The sequence below is a fragment of the Myceligenerans xiligouense genome (assembly GCF_003814695.1).
Taxonomy (GTDB): Bacteria; Actinomycetota; Actinomycetes; order Actinomycetales; family Cellulomonadaceae; genus Myceligenerans; species Myceligenerans xiligouense.
In genome coordinates, this window is the sequence record NZ_RKQZ01000001.1 from 462841 (window position 1) to 485112 (window position 22272).

Annotated in this window: 22 protein-coding genes; 13 read left to right on the forward strand and 9 right to left on the reverse strand. The window is 68.2% G+C overall.

Features of this window, described 5'->3' with window-relative positions; genetic code table 11:
* Positions 1–73 precede the first annotated feature (73 nt).
* Positions 74–451, forward strand: a complete 378-nt coding sequence (locus EDD34_RS02010) for a cold-shock protein (protein WP_123813085.1) — start codon at positions 74–76, stop codon at positions 449–451.
* 22 nt (positions 452–473) lie between these two features.
* Complete coding sequence (locus EDD34_RS02015) at positions 474–1271, forward strand: DUF3027 domain-containing protein (RefSeq protein WP_123813086.1); 798 nt, start codon at positions 474–476, stop codon at positions 1269–1271.
* Between the two features lie 31 nt (positions 1272–1302).
* On the opposite strand, the gene EDD34_RS02020 is transcribed toward EDD34_RS02015, so the two are convergent.
* Both EDD34_RS02020 and EDD34_RS02025 read right to left on the reverse strand, forming a co-directional pair.
* On the reverse strand, positions 1303–1542 hold the full coding sequence (locus tag EDD34_RS02020) for a DUF2530 domain-containing protein (RefSeq protein WP_123813087.1): 240 nt from the start codon (positions 1540–1542) through the stop codon (positions 1303–1305).
* Between the two features lie 48 nt (positions 1543–1590).
* Positions 1591–2148 carry an arsenate reductase/protein-tyrosine-phosphatase family protein gene (locus EDD34_RS02025; protein WP_123813088.1) on the reverse strand — a complete coding sequence of 186 codons (558 nt, stop codon included), beginning with the start codon at positions 2146–2148 and terminating at the stop codon, positions 1591–1593.
* 341 nt (positions 2149–2489) lie between these two features.
* Here EDD34_RS02025 and EDD34_RS02030 point away from each other — a divergent pair, with 341 nt between their 5' ends.
* From EDD34_RS02030 to EDD34_RS02060, 9 genes are all read left to right on the forward strand, one after another.
* The gene (locus EDD34_RS02030) at positions 2490–4238 is read left to right on the forward strand and encodes a DUF4012 domain-containing protein (RefSeq protein ID WP_123813089.1); all 1749 of its coding nucleotides are present in this window, start codon (positions 2490–2492) and stop codon (positions 4236–4238) included.
* 96 nt (positions 4239–4334) lie between these two features.
* Positions 4335–5009, forward strand: a complete 675-nt coding sequence (locus EDD34_RS20555) for a hypothetical protein (protein ID WP_170176931.1) — start codon at positions 4335–4337, stop codon at positions 5007–5009.
* A gap of 145 nt (positions 5010–5154) precedes the next feature.
* The gene (locus EDD34_RS02035) at positions 5155–6708 is read left to right on the forward strand and encodes a sugar transferase (protein WP_170176932.1); all 1554 of its coding nucleotides are present in this window, start codon (positions 5155–5157) and stop codon (positions 6706–6708) included.
* An 89-nt stretch (positions 6709–6797) separates the two neighbouring features.
* Positions 6798–7607 (forward strand): glycosyltransferase family 2 protein, encoded by an 810-nt coding sequence (locus EDD34_RS02040; protein WP_170176933.1) that lies wholly within the window; start codon positions 6798–6800, stop codon positions 7605–7607.
* A 56-nt stretch (positions 7608–7663) separates the two neighbouring features.
* On the forward strand, positions 7664–8599 hold the full coding sequence (locus EDD34_RS02045) for a glycosyltransferase (protein ID WP_281277777.1): 936 nt from the start codon (positions 7664–7666) through the stop codon (positions 8597–8599).
* A 90-nt stretch (positions 8600–8689) separates the two neighbouring features.
* Entirely contained in the window at positions 8690–10273 is a 1584-nt protein-coding gene (locus EDD34_RS02050) for a tyrosine-protein kinase domain-containing protein (protein WP_170176934.1), read from the forward strand.
* A gap of 146 nt (positions 10274–10419) precedes the next feature.
* Entirely contained in the window at positions 10420–11670 is a 1251-nt protein-coding gene (locus tag EDD34_RS20560) for an O-antigen ligase family protein (protein WP_170176935.1), read from the forward strand.
* A complete protein-coding gene (locus EDD34_RS20565; RefSeq protein ID WP_170176936.1) occupies positions 11667–12536 on the forward strand; it encodes a sulfotransferase domain-containing protein in 870 nt (289 codons plus the stop codon). The genes EDD34_RS20560 and EDD34_RS20565 overlap by 4 nt, the downstream gene beginning before the upstream one ends.
* Positions 12537–12595: 59 nt before the next feature.
* Positions 12596–14074, forward strand: a complete 1479-nt coding sequence (locus tag EDD34_RS02060; RefSeq protein ID WP_170176937.1) for a lipopolysaccharide biosynthesis protein — start codon at positions 12596–12598, stop codon at positions 14072–14074.
* Positions 14075–14115: 41 nt separating this feature from the next.
* Here EDD34_RS02060 and EDD34_RS02065 read toward each other — a convergent pair whose 3' ends face one another.
* From EDD34_RS02065 to EDD34_RS21475, 7 genes are all read right to left on the reverse strand, one after another.
* On the reverse strand, positions 14116–15171 hold the full coding sequence (locus EDD34_RS02065; RefSeq protein ID WP_170176938.1) for a polysaccharide pyruvyl transferase family protein: 1056 nt from the start codon (positions 15169–15171) through the stop codon (positions 14116–14118).
* Positions 15171–16115, reverse strand: a complete 945-nt coding sequence (locus tag EDD34_RS02070) for a sulfotransferase (RefSeq protein WP_123813096.1) — start codon at positions 16113–16115, stop codon at positions 15171–15173. The genes EDD34_RS02065 and EDD34_RS02070 overlap by 1 nt, the downstream gene beginning before the upstream one ends.
* Entirely contained in the window at positions 16099–16947 is an 849-nt protein-coding gene (locus tag EDD34_RS02075; RefSeq protein ID WP_123813097.1) for a glycosyltransferase family 2 protein, read from the reverse strand. Before EDD34_RS02075 ends, EDD34_RS02070 begins: the two co-directional genes overlap by 17 nt.
* 43 nt (positions 16948–16990) lie before the next feature.
* Positions 16991–17905, reverse strand: coding sequence for a sulfotransferase family protein (locus EDD34_RS02080; protein ID WP_170176939.1), 915 nt, complete (start codon positions 17903–17905; stop codon positions 16991–16993).
* 221 nt (positions 17906–18126) lie between these two features.
* Positions 18127–18351, reverse strand: coding sequence for a hypothetical protein (locus EDD34_RS02085; RefSeq protein ID WP_123813099.1), 225 nt, complete (start codon positions 18349–18351; stop codon positions 18127–18129).
* Between the two features lie 550 nt (positions 18352–18901).
* Positions 18902–19648, reverse strand: a complete 747-nt coding sequence (locus EDD34_RS02090; protein WP_123813100.1) for a Fic family protein — start codon at positions 19646–19648, stop codon at positions 18902–18904.
* Positions 19648–19848 (reverse strand): AbrB/MazE/SpoVT family DNA-binding domain-containing protein, encoded by a 201-nt coding sequence (locus EDD34_RS21475; protein WP_211341470.1) that lies wholly within the window; start codon positions 19846–19848, stop codon positions 19648–19650. Before EDD34_RS21475 ends, EDD34_RS02090 begins: the two co-directional genes overlap by 1 nt.
* 107 nt (positions 19849–19955) lie before the next feature.
* Between EDD34_RS21475 and EDD34_RS02100 the strand changes: the two genes are divergently transcribed.
* Both EDD34_RS02100 and EDD34_RS02105 read left to right on the forward strand, forming a co-directional pair.
* On the forward strand, positions 19956–20618 hold the full coding sequence (locus EDD34_RS02100) for an HAD family hydrolase (RefSeq protein ID WP_123813102.1): 663 nt from the start codon (positions 19956–19958) through the stop codon (positions 20616–20618).
* Positions 20619–20708: 90 nt separating this feature from the next.
* On the forward strand, positions 20709–22190 hold the full coding sequence (locus EDD34_RS02105; RefSeq protein WP_123813103.1) for an NCS2 family permease: 1482 nt from the start codon (positions 20709–20711) through the stop codon (positions 22188–22190).
* Positions 22191–22272 lie beyond the last annotated feature (82 nt).

A 22272-nucleotide genomic window follows, 5' to 3' on the forward strand; every position in this document is an offset into this window, starting at 1 on the left:
GTGCGTCGACGAACTGCGGCCGCCCCAGTCCATACCGGCGAGCCCGCTCGCCGCGCAGCAGGAGAAGGTTCAGGTGCCCACCGGCAAGGTCAAGTGGTTCGACGCGGATCGTGGCTTCGGTTTCATCGGGAGCGACGACGGCGGTGAGGTGTTCCTCCATGCCTCCGCGCTGCCCGACGGCGTGGTGCCCCGCCCCGGAGCGAAGGTCGAGTTCGGTGTCGCCGACGGCCGCAAGGGTCCCCAGGCACTGGCCGTTCGCGTGCTGGACGCCGAGGTACCGTCGGTGGCCAAGAACAAGCGCACGCCTCCCGACGACATGGCCGTGATCGTCGAGGACCTGCACAAGGTGCTCGACGCCGCGGCGGACAGCCTGCGCCGGGGGCGCTATCCCGCCAACTCGGAGAAGATCGCGAAGATGCTGCGCAAGGTCGCGGACGACTTCGCAGCCTGACCGACCACTCGTGAGGTCCACTGTGACGACGACAGCACCCGCCCGGCGCGCCACCGCCCGCCGTACCACCCGGACCAGCCGCGACGCCGTGCTCAACGGCGCCGTGGAGTTGGCACGCGCCGCGGCCCAGGAGGTCGCGGAGCACACGTCGGACGTCGGCGAGCACGTCGGCGCGGCCCTGGAGACCGACCGCGTCGTGTCGCATCGCTTCGCGGCGACGATGAAGGGCTACCGCGGCTGGTACTGGACCGTGACCGTGGCCCGCGTCCCTCGCAGCCGTACCGCGACCGTCTCCGAGGTGGAGCTCCTGCCGGGCGACGAGGCGATCCTCGCGCCCGAGTGGGTCCCGTGGGCGGAACGGCTGCGCCCCGGCGACATCGGCTCCGGCGACGTGCTGCCGTTCCGCGCCGACGACCCGCGCCTGGAGCCCGGGTACACGCCGACCGGCGACCCCGAGGTCGACGAGGTCGCGATCGACGAGCTGGCGCTCGCCCGTGCGCGGGTGCTGTCGCCCCAGGGGCGTGACGCGGCGGCCGAGCGGTGGTACCGCGGCGCGCGCGGCCCGACGTCGGCCGGTGCGGTGGCCTCCGCGTCGGAGTGCCTGAGCTGCGGCTTCCTCATCCCGCTCGCCGGGCCGATGGGCCAGCTCTTCGGAGTCTGCGCGAACGAGTGGTCCCCGGACGACGGCAAGGTGGTCTCCCTCGACCACGGCTGCGGCGCGCACTCGGAGACCGACGTCGAGTCCCGTGCCAGCGACTGGCCGGACCAGGCCCCGCTGGTGGACGACGGCGCGATCGACGCCGTCACCACCGAGGACTGACCCGGAGGCGGCGCGAGAACGGCACCGCCTCTCAGTCCTTCTGCCGGCGGGCCCAGAGGATGCCCGGTGCCCCCAGGGCGAGCCCGGTGGCGCAGACGGCGACCGCGGACCAGGTACCGGCGTCAGCCAGAGCCAGGACGAGCGAGACGACGAGCGCTACCGCCCAGACCGCCACGCCGACGAGGAGGACGCGGGCGAGGTTCGCGCGCGGGGCCGGCGGACTGGGCCGGCGGCGTTCCGGATGCGCCAGGAGTTCGATGATGGTCGGCACAGGGTCAGTCTAGGGAAGCGGACGCGACCACACCCCGGCCGGCAGACCTCACGAGAGCGCGCGCAGGATGGGCGTCAGGCCGCTCGTGATCTGCTCGAACGACGCACGGTAGGCGGATCCCGAGCGCCCGTAGGGGTCGACCACGTCGTCGTCGTGCGGCCGGCCGGCGTGCCGGCGACGCTCACCCAGCGCCAGGGGCACGAGCTCGGTGAGCCGGGCGGCGTCGTCGGGCAGGGCCGACGGGTCGAAGGTGCCCGGCGGGATCGTGCTCACGAGGCGGCCGAGCTCCCGCAGCGTGAGGGTGCGGCGCACGGCGGCCGGGACCTGGTCCACCACCCAGGCGCGGTGCCGCACCGTGAGGGCGAGGATCAGGTCCGCCTCTTGGATCATCGCGGGGGTCGCCTGCCGGGCCGCGAAACGGGTGACGTCACCACCGGCGGCGCTGACGAGCTCGGCCATCCGGTCGGGAACGGGGTGGCCGACCAGGGCGCCGGTTCCCGCGCTCGCGACGCGGACGGAATCGTCGAGGCGGCTGCGCAGCAAGGCCTCGGCGGCTGGCGAACGGCAGATGTTCCCGGTGCAGACCGTGAGCACGTTGTACGGCATGGCGCCGACCATATATCGCCGGGTGGATCACGCTTGCACAGGACCGGTCGGGAGGCCGCGGGTAACGTATCGCGCGGCGGCGTATTCCGTCGGAGACAATCGCCTGAATGTCCGGTGTGACCGGCGGGCGGAATGTCGGTCGAGTGCGAATTCCGGGCGGGGGGCCTGTGACACATCCGGGATGGGGCGAGAAATGGGCGGGCGCTCCGCAGAACGTCGTGGAACCGGAGAGCCGGTCGCCATCCGATCCCGTGGCGCCGCCGTCGGCGGGGACCTGGGTGCGGCCCCCGCGGGTCCGGACACCGTTCTGGAGCGCGCGACGCCGGAGGGCGCTCCGTCGCGTGCTGTGGGCGGTCGCCGTCGTGCTGCTGCTCCTCGTGCTCGTGCTCGCGTGGGCGGCGACCGATGCCCTGCGAGCCCGGGCCGCGCTGACCGACGCCGCCGCCGGCGTGGCCACGCTGCGAGCCGACGCCCTGTCCGGGTGGACCGACGGGTTCACCCAGCAGGTCGCCGACCTGCAGGACGACACGAGCCGGGCGTACGAGGCCACGCGAGGGCCGCACTGGTCCGTGGCACGCGAGGTGCCAGGAGCGGGCCCCACCTTCGAGGCGATCGCGACGATGTCCGAGGTGGTCGACGAGCTCGCGCGGGGCGCGCTGCCGGATCTCGCGCGCAGCGTGGAGCTCGCCGATCCGGCGACCTTCGCCCCTCGGGAAGGCAGGATCGACCTGGAGCCGCTGCGGCGCGTGGCGCCCGACGTCGTGCGGGCGGACCGGTCCGTCGGTTTCGCGGCGGAGCGCGTCGAGACGCTGGACGGGACGATGCTGCCGGTGGTCGGCGCCGCCGTCGACCTGCTCCGCGAGGAGCTCGACGGCCTCCGGTCGACGACGGCGACGGCCGCTCGGGCGGCGGACGTGATACCTCCGCTGCTCGGTGCGGAGGGTCCGCGGGACTACCTGGTGCTGGTGCAGAACCCCGCCGAGCCACGCGCCCTCGGAGGCATCACGGGAACCGTGCTCGTGCTGCGGGCGGAGAACGGCGAGGTCACCCTCGTGGACCAGACTCCGGCAGGGCTGGTCGGTCCGTTCGAGAAGCCGGTGCTGCCCTTGACGCCGGACGAGCGGTCGGTGCTGGGCGAGCACGGCGAGGTCGGGCGGTGGATGCAGAACGTGACCATGACCCCGGACTTCCCGCGGACCGCCGAACTCGCCCGCGAGATGTGGCTGCGGGAGACGGGCGAGGAGGTCGACGGCGTCCTGACCGCCGACCCCCTGGCGCTGGAGGCCCTGCTGCGTGGCACCGGACCGGTCGACGTGGCCGAGGGCGTCCGGGTCGCCCCGGCCGACCTGGCCGAGTATCTGCTGCACGACGTGTATTTCGAGTACGAGAGCCCGCAGGAGCAGGACAAGGTCTTCGCGCGGGTGGCCCGGCAGGCGTTCGACCGGCTCGCCGCCCCGCGTGGCGAGACCGACGTGGACGTGGTCGCGGCGCTCGCCGACGCCGCACGGCAGGGCCGGCTGCTGGTGTGGTCGAGCGACGACGCGGTGAACCGGCGGCTGGCCGGCACCGTGCTCGACGGCTCCCTGACCGGTGTCCGCGACGACTCCCCGGTGGTGGGGGTGTTCGTCCAGGGGATCAACATGGCCAAGATCGCGTACTACCTCGACACGAAGGTCCAGGTGGCGGTGGTCGACGAACGTGAGGACGGCTCGCGCGAGCTCGACGTGACCGTGACGTACACGTCGACGGTTCCGGAGGACCGCGTCGTGTCGATGCCGGAGCACTTCGCCGGGTACGGCGAGGAAGAGCCGGGAGAGATCCGGCTGCGTTCCTTGGTCTACGCGCCGGCGGGCGGATGGGTCGCGGGCGCATCCTCGAATGGCACGGAAATAGGACTTACACCAAAGAAGCAGGGCGAATTCTCGGTGGCATCGCGACACATCGAGCTTTCGCCCGACGCGACAGTGTCTGTGACCTATGCCATGATCACGGGGAAGCGTCAGTCCGGAGACATCATTCTTCGTGTTACTCCGGGTCCCAGGGCCACGGATATCACCATCTCGGATGACCTCTCGGGCACAGCTGAATGACGTGGATCGGGTGCCTGATGGCATTTGCCAGGACCCGAGAGTCAGGTGCTCCAACGCACCTTCACGCAGCAGAACGCAATCACAGGGGAATGAGCAATGCTTCGACGCATTATCGCCGCTGCTTTCACGCTTGCGGCCCTGAGCATGCCCGTCGGTGCGACGAGCGCCATGGCTGACGACTACGGGCCCGAAGAGTATCCGTGCACGATCGACCTGAGTAACGGCGTGGTTCCGGAGACCGCCACCGTCACCGTCAGAATCACCTGCGACGAGAGCCTCATGGCGGAGTTCGAGGCGGCGGGCGGGGACGCCACACAGACCGCCACGATGGCCGAAGGGGACGGCGTGACGACGCCCATGGCGGCGAACACCATCACCATGGCGGCGTTCACGGCGCTGACCGGGATCGGCATGGGGGTCGACGAGGGCGAGCAGGTGACGCACATGGTGACCCACGAGAACGGCGACGTCGTCCACAACGAGCCCTTGGACGCGCCCGTCGGCAGGACCGCGGTCGTCAAGCACCGCGACCTGGTGCCCGGTGACTACATGCTCAGCCTGCACCACGCGGACGGCAGCCACGTCGCCGAGCCGGCGACCCTGACCGTCGTCGCGGTCCCGCCGGGCCACGACGGTGGTGCGCCCGGGGACGGCGGAGGGCTCGCCGTGACGGGTGCGACGGGCCTGCCGTACCTGGCCGTGGCCGGTGGCCTTCTCCTGGGCGGCGTCGCGGTCCTGGTCGCGATCCGTCGAGTTCGCAGCAGGGCTTGATCTCAGAGGCGGCGCGCATCCGCGCCGGTTCTTCCTGCCGTGGCGATCGCCCGGCCGACCTGACGTCAACCACCGGGCCGTGTGCCGTCCCCTCAGGGCCGTTGCGCACGGCCCGGTGACCGTACGAGTGATCTCGGGGTGGATCGTGACGATCGACAGAAATGCCGTGCCGGTCACCGACCCGTACCGCGAGACCGACGCCCTGGAGGAGCAGTTCTCCGGGCCGTCGGCGCGCACGGAGGACCGGGACGCCTTCCGCATCGACATCCCACGTCCGCGGCGCGGTGCCGCCGCGCGCTGGCAGGACGACCTGAACACCCAGGCGCTGGTGTACGACCTGATCGCCGTCAGCCTGGGCGTGGGACTCGGCTACTTCCTGCGGTTCGACCGGGCCGTCGAGGTGGAACTGCTCGAACCGCGCGGCGGACTCTACGTGCTGCTGAGCGTCGTGCTCGTGGAGGGCTGGGTGCTCGCCCTCGGCCTCGCCGGTTCCCGCCGGCCCGAGGTCATCGGCTCCGGCCGCGAGGAGTACCTGCGTGCGATCCGCGGCACCCTCGGCATGTTCGGGCTCCTCGCCGTGGTCTGCTTCCTCGCCAAGTTCGACCTGGCCCGCTCGTACGTGGCCGTGACGCTGCCGGTGGGGCTCGCCCTGCTCCTCCTCGGGCGGTGGCTCCTGCAGCGGCGGCTGCACGAACGGCGCCGGCGGGGCGAGTGCCGCCGACGCACCGTGCTGGTCGGTTCCAGGGCGGCGGTCGGCGACCTGGGCCGGCGCATCGAGCGCGCGAGCGGTGCCGGTTTCGAGGTGGTCGGTGTGTGCGTGCGCGGCGGCGTCGGGTCGGCGTCACCCGTCGAGGGTGTCCCGGTGCTCGGCTCCGTCGAGCAGGCCGCCGACGTCGCGGCACGGGTGGACGCCGACGCCGTGGCCGTCACGGCGCACGAGGACGCCACCCCCGCCGCCCTGAAGCAGCTCGCCTGGGACCTCGAGCCCACCGGCGCGAAGCTCGTGGTGGTGCCCGGCCTCGCCGACGTCGCCGCCCCGCGGCTCGTCATCACCCCGGTCGACGGCACGCCGATGGTGCAGGTCACCCACCCCGGCTACACGGGACTCCAGCACGTCGCCAAGCGGGCGTTCGACGTCGCCGGCGCGACGGTCATCCTCGCGGTGACGCTCGTGCCCCTCGTGGTCTGCGCCGTGCTCGTACGCCTCACCTCGCGCGGGCCGGCGCTCTTCCGCCAGCAGCGCATCGGGCTCAACGGCGAGCCGTTCACGATGTACAAGCTGCGGTCCATGCGCCTGGGCTCCGAGGCGCGGCTGTCCGAGGCGCTCGGCGCCGAGGCCGGAGTCTTCTACAAGCCGAGGAACGACCCCCGGGTGACGCGCGTGGGGCGCTTCCTGCGCAAGTACTCGATCGACGAGTTCCCGCAGCTCATCAACGTCCTCAAGGGTGACATGAGCCTCGTGGGGCCCCGCCCGCAGGTCGCGGACGAGGTGCGGCAGTACGACGACACGTGGAAGCGCCGCCTGTACGTCAAGCCCGGACTGACCGGCCTGTGGCAGGTGAGCGGGCGCAACGATCTCCCGGTCGACCAGAGCGTGCGGCTGGACCTGTATTACGTCGAGAACTGGTCCCTGCTCGGGGACGTGGCGATCATCCTGCGCACGGCGCGAGAGGTCTTCATGCCGAGCGGGGCGTACTGAGAGAACGCGTTCGACCAGCCGAGCGGACGGAGCGCCACCGCACCCGGCACCTGCTCCACCCGCGACCCGAGACCATGAGGAGGACATCCGTGGGCACAGACGGCGACGTCGCCCTGATCACCGTGACCTACAACAGCGCCCGCACGCTGACGGAGTTCTGGCGAGACCGGCCTTTCGGCCGGTACCCGTGGATCGTCGTCGACAACGCGTCCTCCGACGGCTCCGCGCACGTCGCCGCGGAACTCGGCGCGCGCGTGCTGCCACTGCCGGCCAACCGGGGATTCTCGGCGGCCAACAACATCGGCGCGAGGTCGGTCGACACGGACGTGCTGATCTTCTGCAACCCGGACGTCACGGTCACCGAGGACGGGATCGCCGCCCTCGTCGCCGGCGCACTCCGCCACGGCGGCATCATCGCGCCGCAACTCGTCAATCCCGACGGGACCCCGCAGGAGAACGGCCGCGGGACCCCGTTCCCGACAAGGAAGGTCAAGCACCTGCTCCGCCTGCCCGACGAGCGATACCAGCGCTTCGCCCGCCCCGGAGAACTGGTCGACGTCGTCTGGGCCATGGGGGCCGCGCTCGCGATCACCCGGCGGGCCTTCGAGGCGCTCGCGGGCTGGGACGACGGCTTCTTCGTGTACTACGAGGACGCGGACCTCGGGGTGCGGTCCTGGCAGCAGGGACTGAGCGTGCGGGTCGACGGCGATGTGCGCTGGCAGCACGGCTGGGGGCGCGAGACCGGCCGGGGCTTCTCGGTGGGCGCGTGGCGGCTGGAGCTCGCGAGTGCCTGGCGGTTCTACCGGAAGCATCCGTACTGCCTCGTGCCGGTGGGCAGGCAGGCGGAGCAGCTGGACCGCGTCGACTCGGCGGGCGCGATGATCGGAGTCCACGCGTGAGCGGGGGCGTGGGCCGCACGAGAACGGCTCGCCGGAGGTGGAGCGCCACCCCGCAGGTGTCGCTCGTCATGACGGTGCTGAACGAGGAGCGCGGCCTTCCGGCGTTCCTCGAGTCGCTGTCGGCCCAGACGCTGTTGCCGGACGAACTGGTGGTCGTCGACGGCGGGTCGACGGACGCGACCGTCTCGATCCTGGATTCCTGGGGCGCGGCCTCCGCCGTGAAGACGAGGGTGATCGAGGCGGCGGGCGCCAACATCTCCGAGGGCCGGAACCTCGCCGTCGAGCGGGCGCAGCACGACCTCCTCGCCGTGACCGACGCGGGCACCTGCCTCGACGCGGGGTGGCTCGACGCGCTGGTCGCGGCGAAGCGGGACGACGTCGACGTGGTCGCCGGGTTCTTCGAGCCGATGTGGACGTCGTGGAACGAGCGGCTGTTCGCCACGGTGCTCATGCCGCTGCGCGACGAGATCGATCCGGGCACGTTCCTCCCGTCGAGCCGCTCGCTGCTCGTCACGCGCGACGCGTGGCGCGCGGCCGAGGGCTACCCGGAGTGGCTCGACTACTGCGAGGACCTGGTGTTCGACCTGGCGATGAAGCGCGCCGGACTGCGGTTCGCCTTCGCCCCCGACGCGGTGGCCCGCTGGTCGGCGCGGGACACCTGGCGCGGGTACGCGAAGCAGTACTACCGGTACGCGCGCGGCGACGGGAAGTCCGGGCTCTGGCCCCGGCGGCACGCACTGCGCTACGGGGCGTACGCGGTTGGGGTGGCCGGGCTGCTGGCCCCGTATCCGGCGGTGGTCCGTCCGCTGCTCGCGCTCGGCTTCCTCGGGTACTGCGCGAAGTTCTTCCGCCGGGCCTGGCGGCGGCGCCCGCCGGGGGTGCGCGCCACGCTCCGCCTGATCCTCGCCGTTCCGGCGGTGGTGGTGACGGGTGACCTGGCGAAGATGGCCGGCTATCCGGTGGGGGCGGCCTGGAGGCGCAGGTCGCGATGAGTTCCCCGGGCCATCCGTCCCCACCGCGCGTCGGGGTACATGACAGATCGCGCGATCGAACACATCCAGAACCCGGATTCAGGAGCGTACGTGGAACCCTCTAACTACATCGCACTGCTGCGGAAGCGCTGGCCGTGGTTCGTCGCCTTCGTCGTCGCGGGCGTCATGGTTTTCGCGGTGATCACCTTCTTCACGACGCCGATCTACCAGGCGAGATCGCAGGTCTTCGTGTCGCTCCGGGGCTCGGACAACACCGCCGAGCTCGTGCAGGGCGGGAACTACACCGCGAAGCAGGTGGCCTCGTACAAGGAGCTGGTGTCGAGTCCCAGAGTTCTCGACCCCGTCATCGAGGAGCTCGGTCTCGACGAGTCGGCGGCCTCGCTGGCCGCGAAGGTCCAGGCCGAGGCCCCGAAGGACACGGTCCTCATCAACATCGTGGCGAGCGGCGACGTGCCGACGGACGCGGCCAAGATCGCCGACGCGACAGCGCTCAGCCTGGCCGGTCTGGTCTCCGAGATCGAGAAGCCCCAATCGGGCGGGGAATCCCCCGTCGAGCTCAGCGTCGTCCGCGAGGCGACGGTTCCCAGCAGCCCGGTGCTGCCGAACACCCGGCTGAACCTTCTGCTCGGCGGGCTGATCGGGTTGGTCGCCGGGGTCGGCGTAGTGCTTCTGCGCGAGAGGCTCGACACGCGGATCCGATCGCACGAAGACCTACGCATGGTGACCGACGCCTCGGTGATCGGCGTGGTCACGTTCGACGACGACGCGCCGGCGCACCCACTGATCGTGGAAGAGAGCCCGCAGAGTCCCCGGGCGGAGGCGCTCCGGCGCGTGCGCACGAACGTCCAGTTCCTCACCCTGGACACGGATCGGCGCATCCTGGTGATGACGTCCGCCATTCCCGGGGAGGGCAAGTCGACGACCAGCATCAACCTGGCCATCACCATGGCTGACGCCGGGTCGCGTGTGGTCCTCGTCGACGCCGACCTGCGGCGTCCCTCCGTGTCGAAATACATGGGCCTCGAGGCATCCATCGGCCTGACGACGGTCCTCATCGGCCGCATCGACCTCGCCGACGCCATCCAGACCTGGGGGAACAAGAACCTGCACGTCCTGCCCTCCGGGGTTGTTCCCCCGAACCCGAGCGAGCTGCTCGGATCGACGCACATGAAAGAACTGCTCACCCAGCTCGCTACCGAGTACGACGTGGTGATCGTGGACACCGCGCCCCTGCTGCCCGTGACCGACGCGGCGCTCCTCGCCCGGATCGCGGGCGGCGCAGTGCTGGTGGTGGGCGCCGGGGTCGTCCACCGGCCGCAGCTCGCGGAGGCTGTCGGCGCCCTGCAGACGGTCGAGGCTCCGGTGCACGGCATCGTGCTGAACCGGATGCCTGTGGCCGAGCGGGCGAGCTACAAGTACCGCTACTACGAGTACCAGCCGGACCCGACGGAGAGGCAGCCCGTGGGGGAGAGCGGCAGCGGTCCTGGTCAGAAGGGTATCTGGCCCGGCCCGAAGCCCGAACTTCCCAAACACCGCCGCGGCGACGATGCCCCTGACCCGGAGCCGGCCGCGAGCAGGCCCTCTATGCGGGACCACGAGGCGCCGGCGTCGGCGTTCTCCGACGAGCGCACGTTCGAACAGTCCGGTGAGTCGACACTGGAACAGAAGGTATGAGGGACGGTCACGGGGACGCTGTGCTCGCGGCGCTGGGCTCCGATGCGCGTTCGGTCGGGCGCGGGGTGCGATGGGTGCCGGAAAGGTCGAGGTACGTGATGGGCAGTGGGGGGACCGGAGGACTGCGTGGGCGCGCCCAGGTGCTGGTGAACACCACCCTGGGCGTCTGCCTCCTTGTCGTCGGGGGCCGTGGCGTGTTCGAAGCCGTCGCGAGCAAGCAGATCGGCTACGTGGCCCAGGCGGTCGCCATCGTCGTGATCATCGTGCTCGGGCTGACCCGCGGCTTCACGAAACGCCACGGAAAGACCGGGCTGTTCGTGGCCGCCTACCTGTTCCTCATGGTGGAACTGCTCTCGGTGGCATACGTGACCTCGACGTCGACGACGGCCGACCCGTGGAACTACGTGGTCGTGATGACCATGTTCGCGCTCGTGCTCTGCCTGTCCGGGGCCTTGGAGTTCGACGGGCTGGCACGCACGAACGTCATGGGCTGGCTCGCGGTCGTGGGGCTCGTCGCGGTTGCGGTCGCGGTGATCCAGCAGCGGTCCTTGCTGCTCGACGTGTTTGGCGGCAGCGATCTGTCGAGTCTGGGCGGGACGGTGCGGCCCGCTGCGCTCACGGGAAGCTACCTCCACTACCCGCTGATGATCTCGCTGATCTGTTTCGCCTTTGTTCAGGCCTGGGTATCGACGCGGCGCAGGTGGTACGGGATCGTGGCTCTGGTCCTGGCGGCCGCGGTCGCGGCGAGCTACTCCCGGTCCGGCATGGTGATCCTCGCCGGCGGCGTCCTGTGCCACTTCGTTCTCTCGTCGGGTCTCGGCCGGCGGATCCGGCTGGGATTCGCGATTCTGGTAGCCGCGGTCGTGGCTTTCCTCGCGTTCGAGGGAACTCCCTACTGGAGTCGCTACATCGGCGGACTGGACTCCGGGGCAGCCGGGAACGAGGCGCGGATCACCAAGTGGTACGCGGGGATGGAGTATTGGTTCGACTCGCCGCTTCTGATCGGTGGATACACGGGACAGTTCACCAACGTCACGGGCAACCTGGGCGGCGAGGCCACGGGCGTGCTCGAGTCGGGCCTCGTGCAGCAACTCGTCAGCTTTGGCCTCGTGGGCACCATTCTGTTCTACCTCTTGATGGTGGGCGTCGTGCTCGCGGTGAAGCCCGCCCACCGGTGGCTGAAGGCGGGCCTGGTCGCGGCGATGCTGCAGACCCTGGTGTATCAGTCGATCGAGGTGGTCCCGTTCATGGTGCTCTTCTCGCTGATGCCACTGGTCTCGTCGCACATCGACTTCAGAAGCTCTGGTGCGCAATCATTTCGCTCGGACGAAGCCGTGGACAAATCGACGCGCCATCGAGAGCAGCGGTCGCTACGTTCGCATACGCTCCATGTTTGAACGCATTCGACATGCGGATCACTGCGATCTGGTCCACGGTGGACGAGGAGCCGAGTACCACGCGATCCCTCGGGGGGGCTATGAAACCGCCGGCAACATTGTTTCACTTTTCGTATCACAAGTGCTTGACCGTCTACTTCATGCGTGTGATGAAACGTGCATTGGTGACGTTGGGGCCGCACGGTTTGACGACGAAGTTCCGCCACCTCAATAGTCGCGCAGAGTGGCTGAATCAGGTCAAAGAAGAATATGTCATGGTCTCGCTCAACAACTCGCTGCCAGATCTTGACTCCTTGGGCGATGTGAGGATGTCAAGGTTCATGCGTGACCCGCGCGACCTGCTGGTTTCTGGCTATTTTTATCACAGGCGTGGTGCGGAGCCGTGGTGTCACGTGAAATCCCCGACGGATGCCGACTGGAGGATGGTCAACGGAACCGTGCCGGCTGCTATGCCAAACGAAATGTCATACGCGGAGTACCTGCAATCGCGGGACGTCGAGACGGGATTACTGGCCGAGCTCGAGTTCAGGCGGCGACACTTCGAGTCCATGGCCGCGTGGCCGGAAGAGGACGAGAGATTGCTGGTTTTTGATTATAGCGATATCATCGGAAATGAGGAGTTTGTCTATCGCAGGCTAATGGACCATTACCGGATACCGGGCCTGCGGAAGGCCGTGGGCATGCACGCGGTGCGCAAGTTCTCGGCGGCAGCGGCCGGTAACAGGACGGACCACGTACGGAATCCGCAGCCTGGCCAATGGCGGGGCGTGTTGACGCCTGGAGTTCTTGAAACGCTCCAGGAGCAGCATCCGGTGCTTCTAGAGGCGTATAATCGCCAATTCGCCAAACGTGCTCGAGTGGGATAGTAGGCATAGGTCAATCTATACTAGAAGACCCGCCGCTTAAAAATAGTCGAGGGGTGGATTTGACCACGATTGTGCGTTCGGGCGATGGGCTCGGTGGGAAGGCCGCGCGCGGCGGAATCATTGCGATCTCGGGCCAGCTGGCGAGATCGATCGTCCAAGCCAGTTCGATCGTAGTTCTCGCTCGTCTACTCGAGCCATCGGCCTTCGGGTACGTGGCAATGGTCGTTGCCATTACGGGTTTCGGCGAGGTGCTGAGAGAGCTTGGGCTCTCCAAAGCGGCGGTCCAAGCGACGACACTAACCAAGGGACAGCGGGACAACCTGTTCTGGATGAGCACAGGCTTGGGAATTCTGCTATCTGGAATCGTCTTCCTAGCGGCCCCGTCGATTGCTGGTTTCTATGAGGAGCCTGTGCTTGAGGAGATCACACGGTGGATTGCGGTGACGTTCGCGCTCAATGGCATCGGCGCGCAGTTCCGGGCGAGCATCCAGCGGGAATTGCGATTCACGGCGAACGCCGTCATCGACATAGCCGGCCCGACACTCGGCCTGCTCGTCGCCGTGACTATGGCGCTCGGTGGTGCCTCGTACTGGGCACTCGTAGGGCAGCAGCTGACGGTCGCTGTGGTGGTGAACATCGGCTTGATGCTCGTCGGGGGATGGTTTCCAAGGCTTCCTCACCGAGGAGAGCATATGAGGGACCTTGTGGTTTACGGCGCCAATCTACTGGGGGCACAGAGCCTCTGGTACGCGAGCTCGAACATCGACACGATCTTGGTAGGTGCCCGGCTAGGGCCAACTGCCGCAGGCATGTACAACCGGGTGTTCCAATTGATGAAACTGCCAATCACGCAGCTGAACAACCCTGCGATGCGCGTGGCCCTGCCTGTGCTGTCCCGGCTGCGGGAAGACGGTCCGAGGTATCGGGCGTTCTTGGTGCGGGGCCAGGCTGTCCTGCTCCACCTTGTGGTCCCAGTCCTGGCTCTGGCTGGGGCACTCGCGGGACCACTGATCGAGGTCGTGCTCGGGCCAGCGTGGCTTCCAGCGGTGAGCACCTTCACTGCTCTGGCCGTGGCCGGCCTCTTTCAGGCGGCGAGCTTCGTGGCCAACTGGATATTCATGTCGAGCGGCCAAACCGGCGCCCAGCTAAGACTTGCGCTCGTGACTCGCCCGTTGGTGATCGTTGCCGTGATCGTCGGGAGCTTCTGGGGGATGGTCGGAGTTGCGGTCGGGTACGCGGTGTCAATGACCGCGCTCTGGCCGTTATCGCTCTGGTGGGCGGGACGTGCTTCGGGCATCGACATTGGTGTCCTCTTCGGCAACGCCCTGCGGGCGATCGTGGCGCACGTTCTGGCGGCGGGTATGGCCGCAGGAGCCGTGGCGCTGATAAGTGCCGCCCACCCGCTGTACGACCTCGCGATCGGCGTGTTTGTGATGCTCGCGGCTCTTGGCCTTGAAGCTCTGTGCTGGCGCCGACTTCGAGACGACCTGCGTGGCGTGATCGGAGTGCGATCCCTGCTGAGGTCGCGACCCGCTTGATGCTTCCGCTCAGCCGTCGCGACGGCGTTGCAGCGTGGGAGTCAGACGGCGCTCTTCGCCTGTGAGCTCAATGCCTGCGCCAGCGCGGCCGCCTCATCGATGCTGCGTGCGAAATGTGCACCCGGGAGCACGTGAGTGTACTCGTCGTGGACGGCGCCGATCTTTCCGTAGCTGTTGTCGAGGACGACGTGCGGCACGCCGAGCAGTCCGGCGAGGACATGCGCGTGAAGCCGGTCGACAACTGCGAATGGCCGGTTTGCGAAGAGCCGAAGTCCGCGGCGCATGTTTAGCGCGTGGATCCCCGCGATGGTGCGTCGCAGGTGTGGCTGCATAGCCGCCCCTCGCAGAGGCGCGAGCCGGTTCGAAGCAAGCGGGAGCGCGCGGAGCGCGCGGCGCGCCAGGTCTTGCGGGCCATGATGGCGCCAACTGACGACGTCTGCGTCGAATCCGAGGCGTCCCTCCGCGACGGCCGCTGCCAGTCCGGACGATGCCTCGGTGTCGACACGCGCCAGGACGAGCGGTTGGCGCGGACGGGCGCTCGCTGAGAAACGGGGTGGCGCCCAGCCGAGCGCCATGTCCCAGCAGTATCCCGTGGCGACGTCAGCAAGCTGCTCTGCCATCCGTGCCCCCGAGGCGCGGTCCCGGACAAGCACGGTCAGGTCGAGGTGGTGCCTGAGCGCAGCGTTCGACCGTGCGGCCCGCTCCGGGGACTCGAACCACACCGACTGTGGGAGTTGCACGATCCGCCGGTCCAGGAAATCGTGCGCCACTTGCTCGCGGTCTTGCTGGTGGTCATACCAGAGGTCGCCGAAGTTCCCGCCACCAGTAATTAGGATTGCGCCGTCGGGTGGCAGGCAGCGGCGGAGTGCGACCGGGTCGTATGACGACAAATCACTCACGTACCGGACTCTCAGCCCCAGGGTCTTGAAATATGCGAGCTCGCCGAGCCAGATGAGCGTATCCCCGACGTTGGGGTGGGTCGGTGCTTGAAGCAGGGCCACGTCCCGGTTCGTGCCGACGACGGCTTCAAGCTTGACGAGTGTCGCCTGACGGATTTCGTGAAGGGTCCGCGGTGCGACGAACGACGACTCGGTCACTACGGCGCCATCCTCTCTTTGGGTACTGGATCCCATGGCGTCACGTCATCGAGCCGGTCGACGTCGTACCCATGCTGTCGGATGCGGTCACCCAGGCGCTCGCGGATCAGTTCGCGGTACCGAGGTAGTAGGAGTGAGTCCGAGACCTTTCGCGCGAACTCACCCTTGGTCGCCCAGAGCGAAGCTGGCGAGCGGTTCACGTGCTCTGAAACCTGACGCAGGAGGTCGATCCTTCCGGACTTCCACGTCCTCTCGTACCCCGAACTGCGACTGGCTTGAACTGTCGCTACGGGTTTCCCAGGGACGCCCAGGAACGCGGACAGGCGTCCGAGCTCAGCCGTCGGGTGGCGCATGAGCAGTTCGTACCGGATTACGTGGAGGTGCTCGATGTGGGCTGCGTCTTGCATGAACAGGTCGTGGGCGTGCAGCCAGTGTTCTACCAAGTGAGTAAACCCGATTCCCCAACGGCCGGTCCGCCCCGTCGCCCACTTCCGCACGGCGAGAGCTTGAATCACCGGGTGGCGCGTGACGACGACGAAGCGTGCTCCTGGATACAAGGCCTGGAGGTAGCGGGTCTTTGTCAGGTTCCGTGGAGATTTCTCGACGAGGAGTCGCTTGCTCAGATCCCAGTAGGGTGACCACGACATCCAGAGGCGCATGGCAGCGTCAGGTGTTATGTCATTTTCTGTGACGTGAAGTCGAGAGTCGAACGCCCAATCGTCCGTGCGATGCCACGCTCTGACATACACGTCCTGAATATGCTCGCCCTCATCCATCGGAACTCCGGTTCCAGATAGCCCTGAAGCAACCGAATTCCGGCTTATCAAGTCAGCAACCAAGGTCGTCCCGCTACGATGCATCCCGCCCACGAACACGAGGTCGTGCGCGTTCCATGGCCGGTTGTCGGTGGCGCCGGACAGGGCCGCGCTAGAAGTAGAAGACACGCTCTCGGAAACTCCCTGCAATACAGCCAACCTGGAATCCCACGTACTGGACTGTCCGCCGCTTCATGCTGGATCGCTTCGGCGCGAAGACGGCCAGCACCGTCCCGGTGAGAAATTTTGGCACGGACTTGAGAATGGACATGCGAGGCATGCCTTTGCTCCGGTACTTGCGGTAGAGCTTGACCCGGCCGCTGCCCCGACGGAATCCCTGCCGCAGGAGCTGGTCCAGGTCGCTCTTGACGTAGTAGATGATCCGTGCCTTTGGCACGGCGTGTGACGGGTACCCGGCGAAGTGGGCGCGCCAGAAGAAGTCGGTGTCGTCGGGCCCCTCGACGATCGACTCGTCAAACCCGCCGATCTGGTCGAATACCTGTCGTGCAAAGCCGCAGTTGGCGCCGATGGGACGTGGGATCTCAGGCCAGGGCACGTGAATGATGCCCGGCTGGTCGAACAAGTAGGTGTCGTCGCGCAGTCGGTGCTCGGTCAGGCCACCCAGACACATATGCCCCCGCCGCCGCGCCTCGTCCATCGCGCCGAGCCAGCCAGGGAGCACGATGTCGTCGTCGTCGCAGAGCAGGATGAAATCGCCATGCGAAGCCCGGACGCCGGCATTTCGGGCGTGGTTGATGCCCTGTGCCTCGTTTGCCGAGACCATTCGGAATTTCGGGTCCAGCGCCCGGTACTTCTCGACGATCTCGCGGGTAGAATCCGTGGACCTGTTGTTCGCAACGACCACCTCGAAGTCGCCCTTGAAATCTTGGTTCAGCAGAGCGTCAAGCTGGCGTCCGAGTGTCTTCTCGCCGTTGTAGCACGGTATGACAACCGAATACATGTGCACATTCTGGCACCGGGCGATGTGGTTCGCGCGCTGGAACTCACTGCAGTTGGGAACTCTGATCTTCGGCGACCGTGCGGTTCACGCGGGCTGCGACCAGATCCACCAGAAGCCGCGAGACCCGCATGTCAAGGTCTTCGATCATTGCCCCCATCGTCGGGGTGATGCCCGCTCGGACACGTTCCACCCACTCAGTGCTCTCTCGTATGCCGATCTCCCGGGTGTTGCCCGACTTCCATGTCTCCGAGCCGAGTACGACATCCGCCGCGACAGCTGTCCGCTCGCGCAGAGCGCCCTGCACGGTCCTTTCGGATGCGTCCAGCCCTATCCAGGTGAACGCGTCACGCGCGACACCGGCGGGAGCCCTCACCATGTCGTCGTACCAGATGACGTGGTGTCGGTCGTCGCCCGCGTAGGACAGCGTGGTGGTCACCGCGTCGACCCATCGCTGCGCCAGGCCCATGGGAGACAGGTCGAACCAACACTTCCGGCCTCCCCACGCCGCGGGGTCCTCCGTCACGGCGCGGTGGTAGGAAGCTATGGCGTCCAGGCCGGACCGCACCACGTGGACGAACCTCGCGCCCTCGACATGCTGGCTAATCTCCGGGACGAACCCGTAGTGCCCGGGGGTCTTCTCGACCCAGGCGTCGGCACCGACATCGCGGGCGGCGGTGTCGAGCGCCCCAACGAACCGGCGTGACCACGAGCCGAGGCCGGGCCGAGCCAGGTCGCCCGGGCCGGGCAGCCATCCGATGCGTGCGTCCCGGAGCCGGGTGCGGATGCGGAACGCATCGGGCCGAACGAGCCCGGTCCAGCGCCCGGGCCGCCACCGGAGAACGACCCCCTCGAAGAAGTGCGTCTCGGGAAACGTGGCGATATCGGGATGCCCGCCAAGGATCGACTGGACGAGAGTAGTTCCTGACCGCGGATATCCGACGACGAAGGTGCGTTTCACTGTGCCAGCATGCACACTGCGGGAGTGGGTCGCACTTCGCGGTGCCGTCAGTCCGCGGCCGGTACGAGATCACCGAGTGAGCCCAGGCGGGGGCGTCGGCGGGAGGAGAAGCCCCGTGTAGGAGTCAGACGCGGTCGGCGATCAGGTGACGAGCAGCGCGGCCGAGGTGGCTGCGGAGCTGCGGAGCTGCGGCGGAATCAGGCCCAGCGCGCGCCGCGGGATCAGTCTGCGGACCCGGCGGTAGGCAGAGGCGCCGTCGAACTGTTCGTAGGCGCGGGCGAAGTCGGCGCGGAGGGCGTCGGCGCCGGATAGGTGGCGGGCGTGTCCGCCTCCGGCGTGGCCAGGGCGGACAGATGGTGCCAGGTGTGCTCGGTGACGTCGCGCAGGTAGGGCGGGAGCGAGAGATCGTCCCAGGCGACCGAGACGCGCCGCAGGTCCGGGTTCACGAACGCGTCGATGCCGGCCGCCGCCTCGGCGTCGTACCGTAGCGCACGCCTGATCCCGAGCGTGTCGGGGGCCTGGCCGACCGAGCCGCTCCAGTTCGAAGGAGCTTGTCGTACCGGATGAAGGCCTGGGGCGCTCTGCGGGTCGCGAGCTCCGTGTGGAGCATGCCGTTGGCCCACCTGCCGATGCCGTCGGCGTGCTGCTCATGCAGATCGACCATCCACCGCGGTTTGCTGAATCCTCGGGGACTCGTGATGTCCGGTTGACCTCCGGGGTGGGGGTATGGCATCCGAGTCGCCGGAGGATTCCCGCGATGGTGCTCGCTCCGCTCCGGCCCGAGCTGACGACGAAAACCGCTTCTCGTCGGTAACTATTGCTGCTCATCGGCTCAAGTCTCACGCGGCGGAGTGAGCCCTGCATCCGCAGGCAAGAGCGCGCACCGGGCGCGAGAATGCGCATCGGTGGGTAGCGCTGTCCGGCGTGGCCGCCACCGAGGAGCTTCCGGTCTTGAGGCGCGGGCTTCGGTCGCCATGTCCAGGTCGTGGCAGCGGGTCACCGCTCCCGTGCTTCGGAGCGCTCGACGTCCACCCCGAACTTCCTGGCACGGTCCCGTTCGTCCAGCAAGCAGTTGGCGAGCAGTCTGGCGAGCGCGGGCCGGTCGTCGTCGTCGAGCGCGGCGATGTACTCGTCGCGGCGGTCGACCTCGATGATCAGCGGAAGGCCGAACGCCGTGAGGGTCTGCCACATGATGAGCATCCGTCCGGTGCGGCCGTTGCCGTCGGCGAACGGGTGGATCCGTTCGAAGTCGGCGTGGGCGGAGGCGATGGCCTCGATCGCCGCCGAGCCCTTGAGGTTCTCGGCCTGCCACTGGGCGTTTTCCGCCCACTGTTCCATGAGCCACGGCACGTCGGCAGGTTCGGCGGTCTCGACGCGTGAACCGAGGATCGCGTTCTGCGTCGTCTTCCACTGTCCGTGGTCGTCGCGGATGTGATCCAGGAGTTCGCCGTGCACCGTGCGGATGAAGGTCCCGGAGAGGCGTTCCCCGGACGCCGAGTGCTCGACGACGGACGCCAGAGCCTCCCGGTGGTTGGCCACCTCGTAGAGCTCGCGCATCGACTTCCCGCCGGAGGGGGCGATCTCGTCGACCAGGAGGGTGACCGTGTCCGAGACCGTGAGGCTGTTGCCTTCGATCGCCGAGGAGTGGTGGGCGATGCGCACGAGGACGTCGTCCGCGTAGTCGGGGGTCAGATGGTCCGACGTCGCGATCCGGTCGAAGAACGCGCTCCGGGTGAGGGTCATCAGGTGAACTCCCGATCCATCCGGGCCATGACGTCGTCGTACGAGAGGTCGGAACGCTTGCGGACGGGCTTCACCTCGATCGCGCCGTCGTGCGCCGTGACCTCGACCGTGTCGCCGACCGAAAGGCCGAGCGCCCTGAGGTCCGCCGGTGAGATGGTGATCCCGGCGGACGTGCCGACAGTGATGATCTTCCTGCGCATACGAATAGCGTACGCCCAATATTCGAACTGTGCTCGCGGCTCGCGCCGACGTCTGGTCCCACGCCGCCAACCTGCACGAACGGGACTGATCTGACACACTTCCTGGCATGCCTGAAGCATCGAAGATCGTGAAGGCCGCGTCGGCGATCCTGCTCGACTTCGACGGACCGGTCACCAGGCTCATGCCGCCGAGCGTCGCCGCCACCGCCGCCGAGGCCGCCCGCCGCGGGCTCTTCAACGCCGCCGTGCCGGTTCCCCAGTCCCTCAAGAAGAGCAAGGACCATCTCGAGGTGCTGCGCCACGCCGGCACCCTCGACCGCGTCGCGATCCGCATGACCGATGACGCCTGCATCAAGGCCGAGGTCGCGGCGGCGGCGAAGGCAGAACCCACCCCGGGCGTGCGCGAGATGCTGAAGGCCGCCGCCAGGCGCGGGCAAGAGGTAGTCATCATCAGCAACAACGCACCCGAGGCCATCGAGGCCTTCTTGAACCGGACCGACCTCGCCGGATACGTCGGCCTGGTGATCGGCCGGCCGCCCCGCCGTCCCGATCTCATGAAGCCGAACCCGTTCATGGTGCGCGGCGCACTCACGCGCATCGGTACACCGGCCGACGGCGCCGTCATGGTCGGCGACTCGACGGTCGACATGCAGGCAGCGCGAGCCGCGAAGGTGCCGGCAGTCGGCTTCGCTCGGACTCCCGGCAGGATCAAGCCCCTGTTCGAGGCAGGCGCGGACGATGTGACCGAGGACATGGCCGAGCTTGCCTGAATTGTTCCCCGCAGGAACCCCCAGTGAAACATTCTTGACGTAGATTCCCGCTGCACTGCGCGAACGACGCACCACGGAGGATCACACGTCATGGCGACCACGCAAGCACCGCCGGCACCAGGAGTGCTCGACCGGTATTTCCGCATCAGCGAACGAGGCTCGACCGTCGCCACCGAGATCCGCGGCGGCCTCGTCACCTTCTTCACGATGGCCTACATCGTCGTCCTGAACCCCCTGATCATCGGGACCGTCCAGGACAACGGGTTCGAGGGGAACTTCCTCGGCGGAGGCTCCGAGCCCAACCTCGCCGCCGTCGCCGCGGCCACGGCGCTCGTGGCCGGCGTCATGAGCATCCTCATGGGCGTCGTCGCCAACTACCCGATGGCGCTCGCGGCCGGGCTCGGCCTGAACGCCGTCGTCGCCTACTCGGTCGCGGCCCTGCCGGGCATGACCTGGGCCGACGCCATGGGCATCGTGGTGCTCGAGGGTCTCATCATCCTGGTCCTGGTGCTCACCGGGTTCCGGCAGGCCGTGTTCAACGCGGTGCCGCACGACCTCAAGATCGCGATCAGCGTCGGCATCGGCCTGTTCATCGCGTTCATCGGCCTCGTCGACGCGGGGTTCGTGCGCATCCCGGCGTCCCTGGCCACGCCGGTCGAGCTGGGCATCGGTGGCTCGCTCGCGTCCTGGCCGCTGCTGGTGTTCGTCGTCGGGCTGCTCCTGACGATCGTGCTGATGGTGCGCAAGGTCCGGGGTGCGATCCTCATCGGGATCGTGTCGAGCACCGTGCTCGCGGTGATCATCGAGGCGATCGTCCAGGCGGGCGGTTCCCAGGACGCCGACGGCGAACCGGTGCCCACCGGCTGGCGGCTGAACGTCCCGGCACTGCCGGATTCCTGGGTCGATCTCCCGGACCTGTCACTCATCGGCCAGTTCTCGCTGCTCGGCTCGTTCTCCAAGATGAGCGCCGTGGCAGTGGTGCTGCTGGTCTTCACGCTCCTCATCGCCGACTTCTTCGACACGATGGGCACCATGGTCGCCATCGGCGGCGAGGCCGGGCTGCTCGACGAGAAGGGCAACCCGCCCCGCACCACGCGGATCCTCATCGTCGACTCGATCGGTGCCGCCGCGGGCGGCGCGGGCTCCGTGTCCTCGAACACCAGCTACATCGAGTCCGCGTCCGGCGTGGGCGACGGCGCGCGCACCGGGCTCGCCGCCGTCGTCACGGGTTTCTGCTTCCTGCTGGCGATGTTCTTCTCGCCCGTGGTCGCGATGGTGCCGTACGAGGCGGCCACCCCGGCGCTCGTCGTCGTGGGCCTGCTGATGGTCGTGCAGATCACCGGGATCGACTGGAAGAACCTCGAGATCGCCGTGCCGGCGTTCCTCGGGATCATCCTCATGCCGTTCGCGTACTCGATCACGGCGGGCATCGGCGCCGCCCTCGTCACCTACGTGATCATCAAGCTGGCGGTCGGCAAGGCGAGGCAGGTCCACCCGCTCCTGTGGGTGACGGCGGCCCTGTTCCTGGTCTACTTCCTGCAGGGTCCGATCGGCGCGGCCCTCGGGATCTGACGGGACCTGCGGGCGACGTCCGCCGGGCCGCGCACGTCCGGAACGGTGGACCCCGGCGACGTCCGCCGGGCCCACGCCCCGC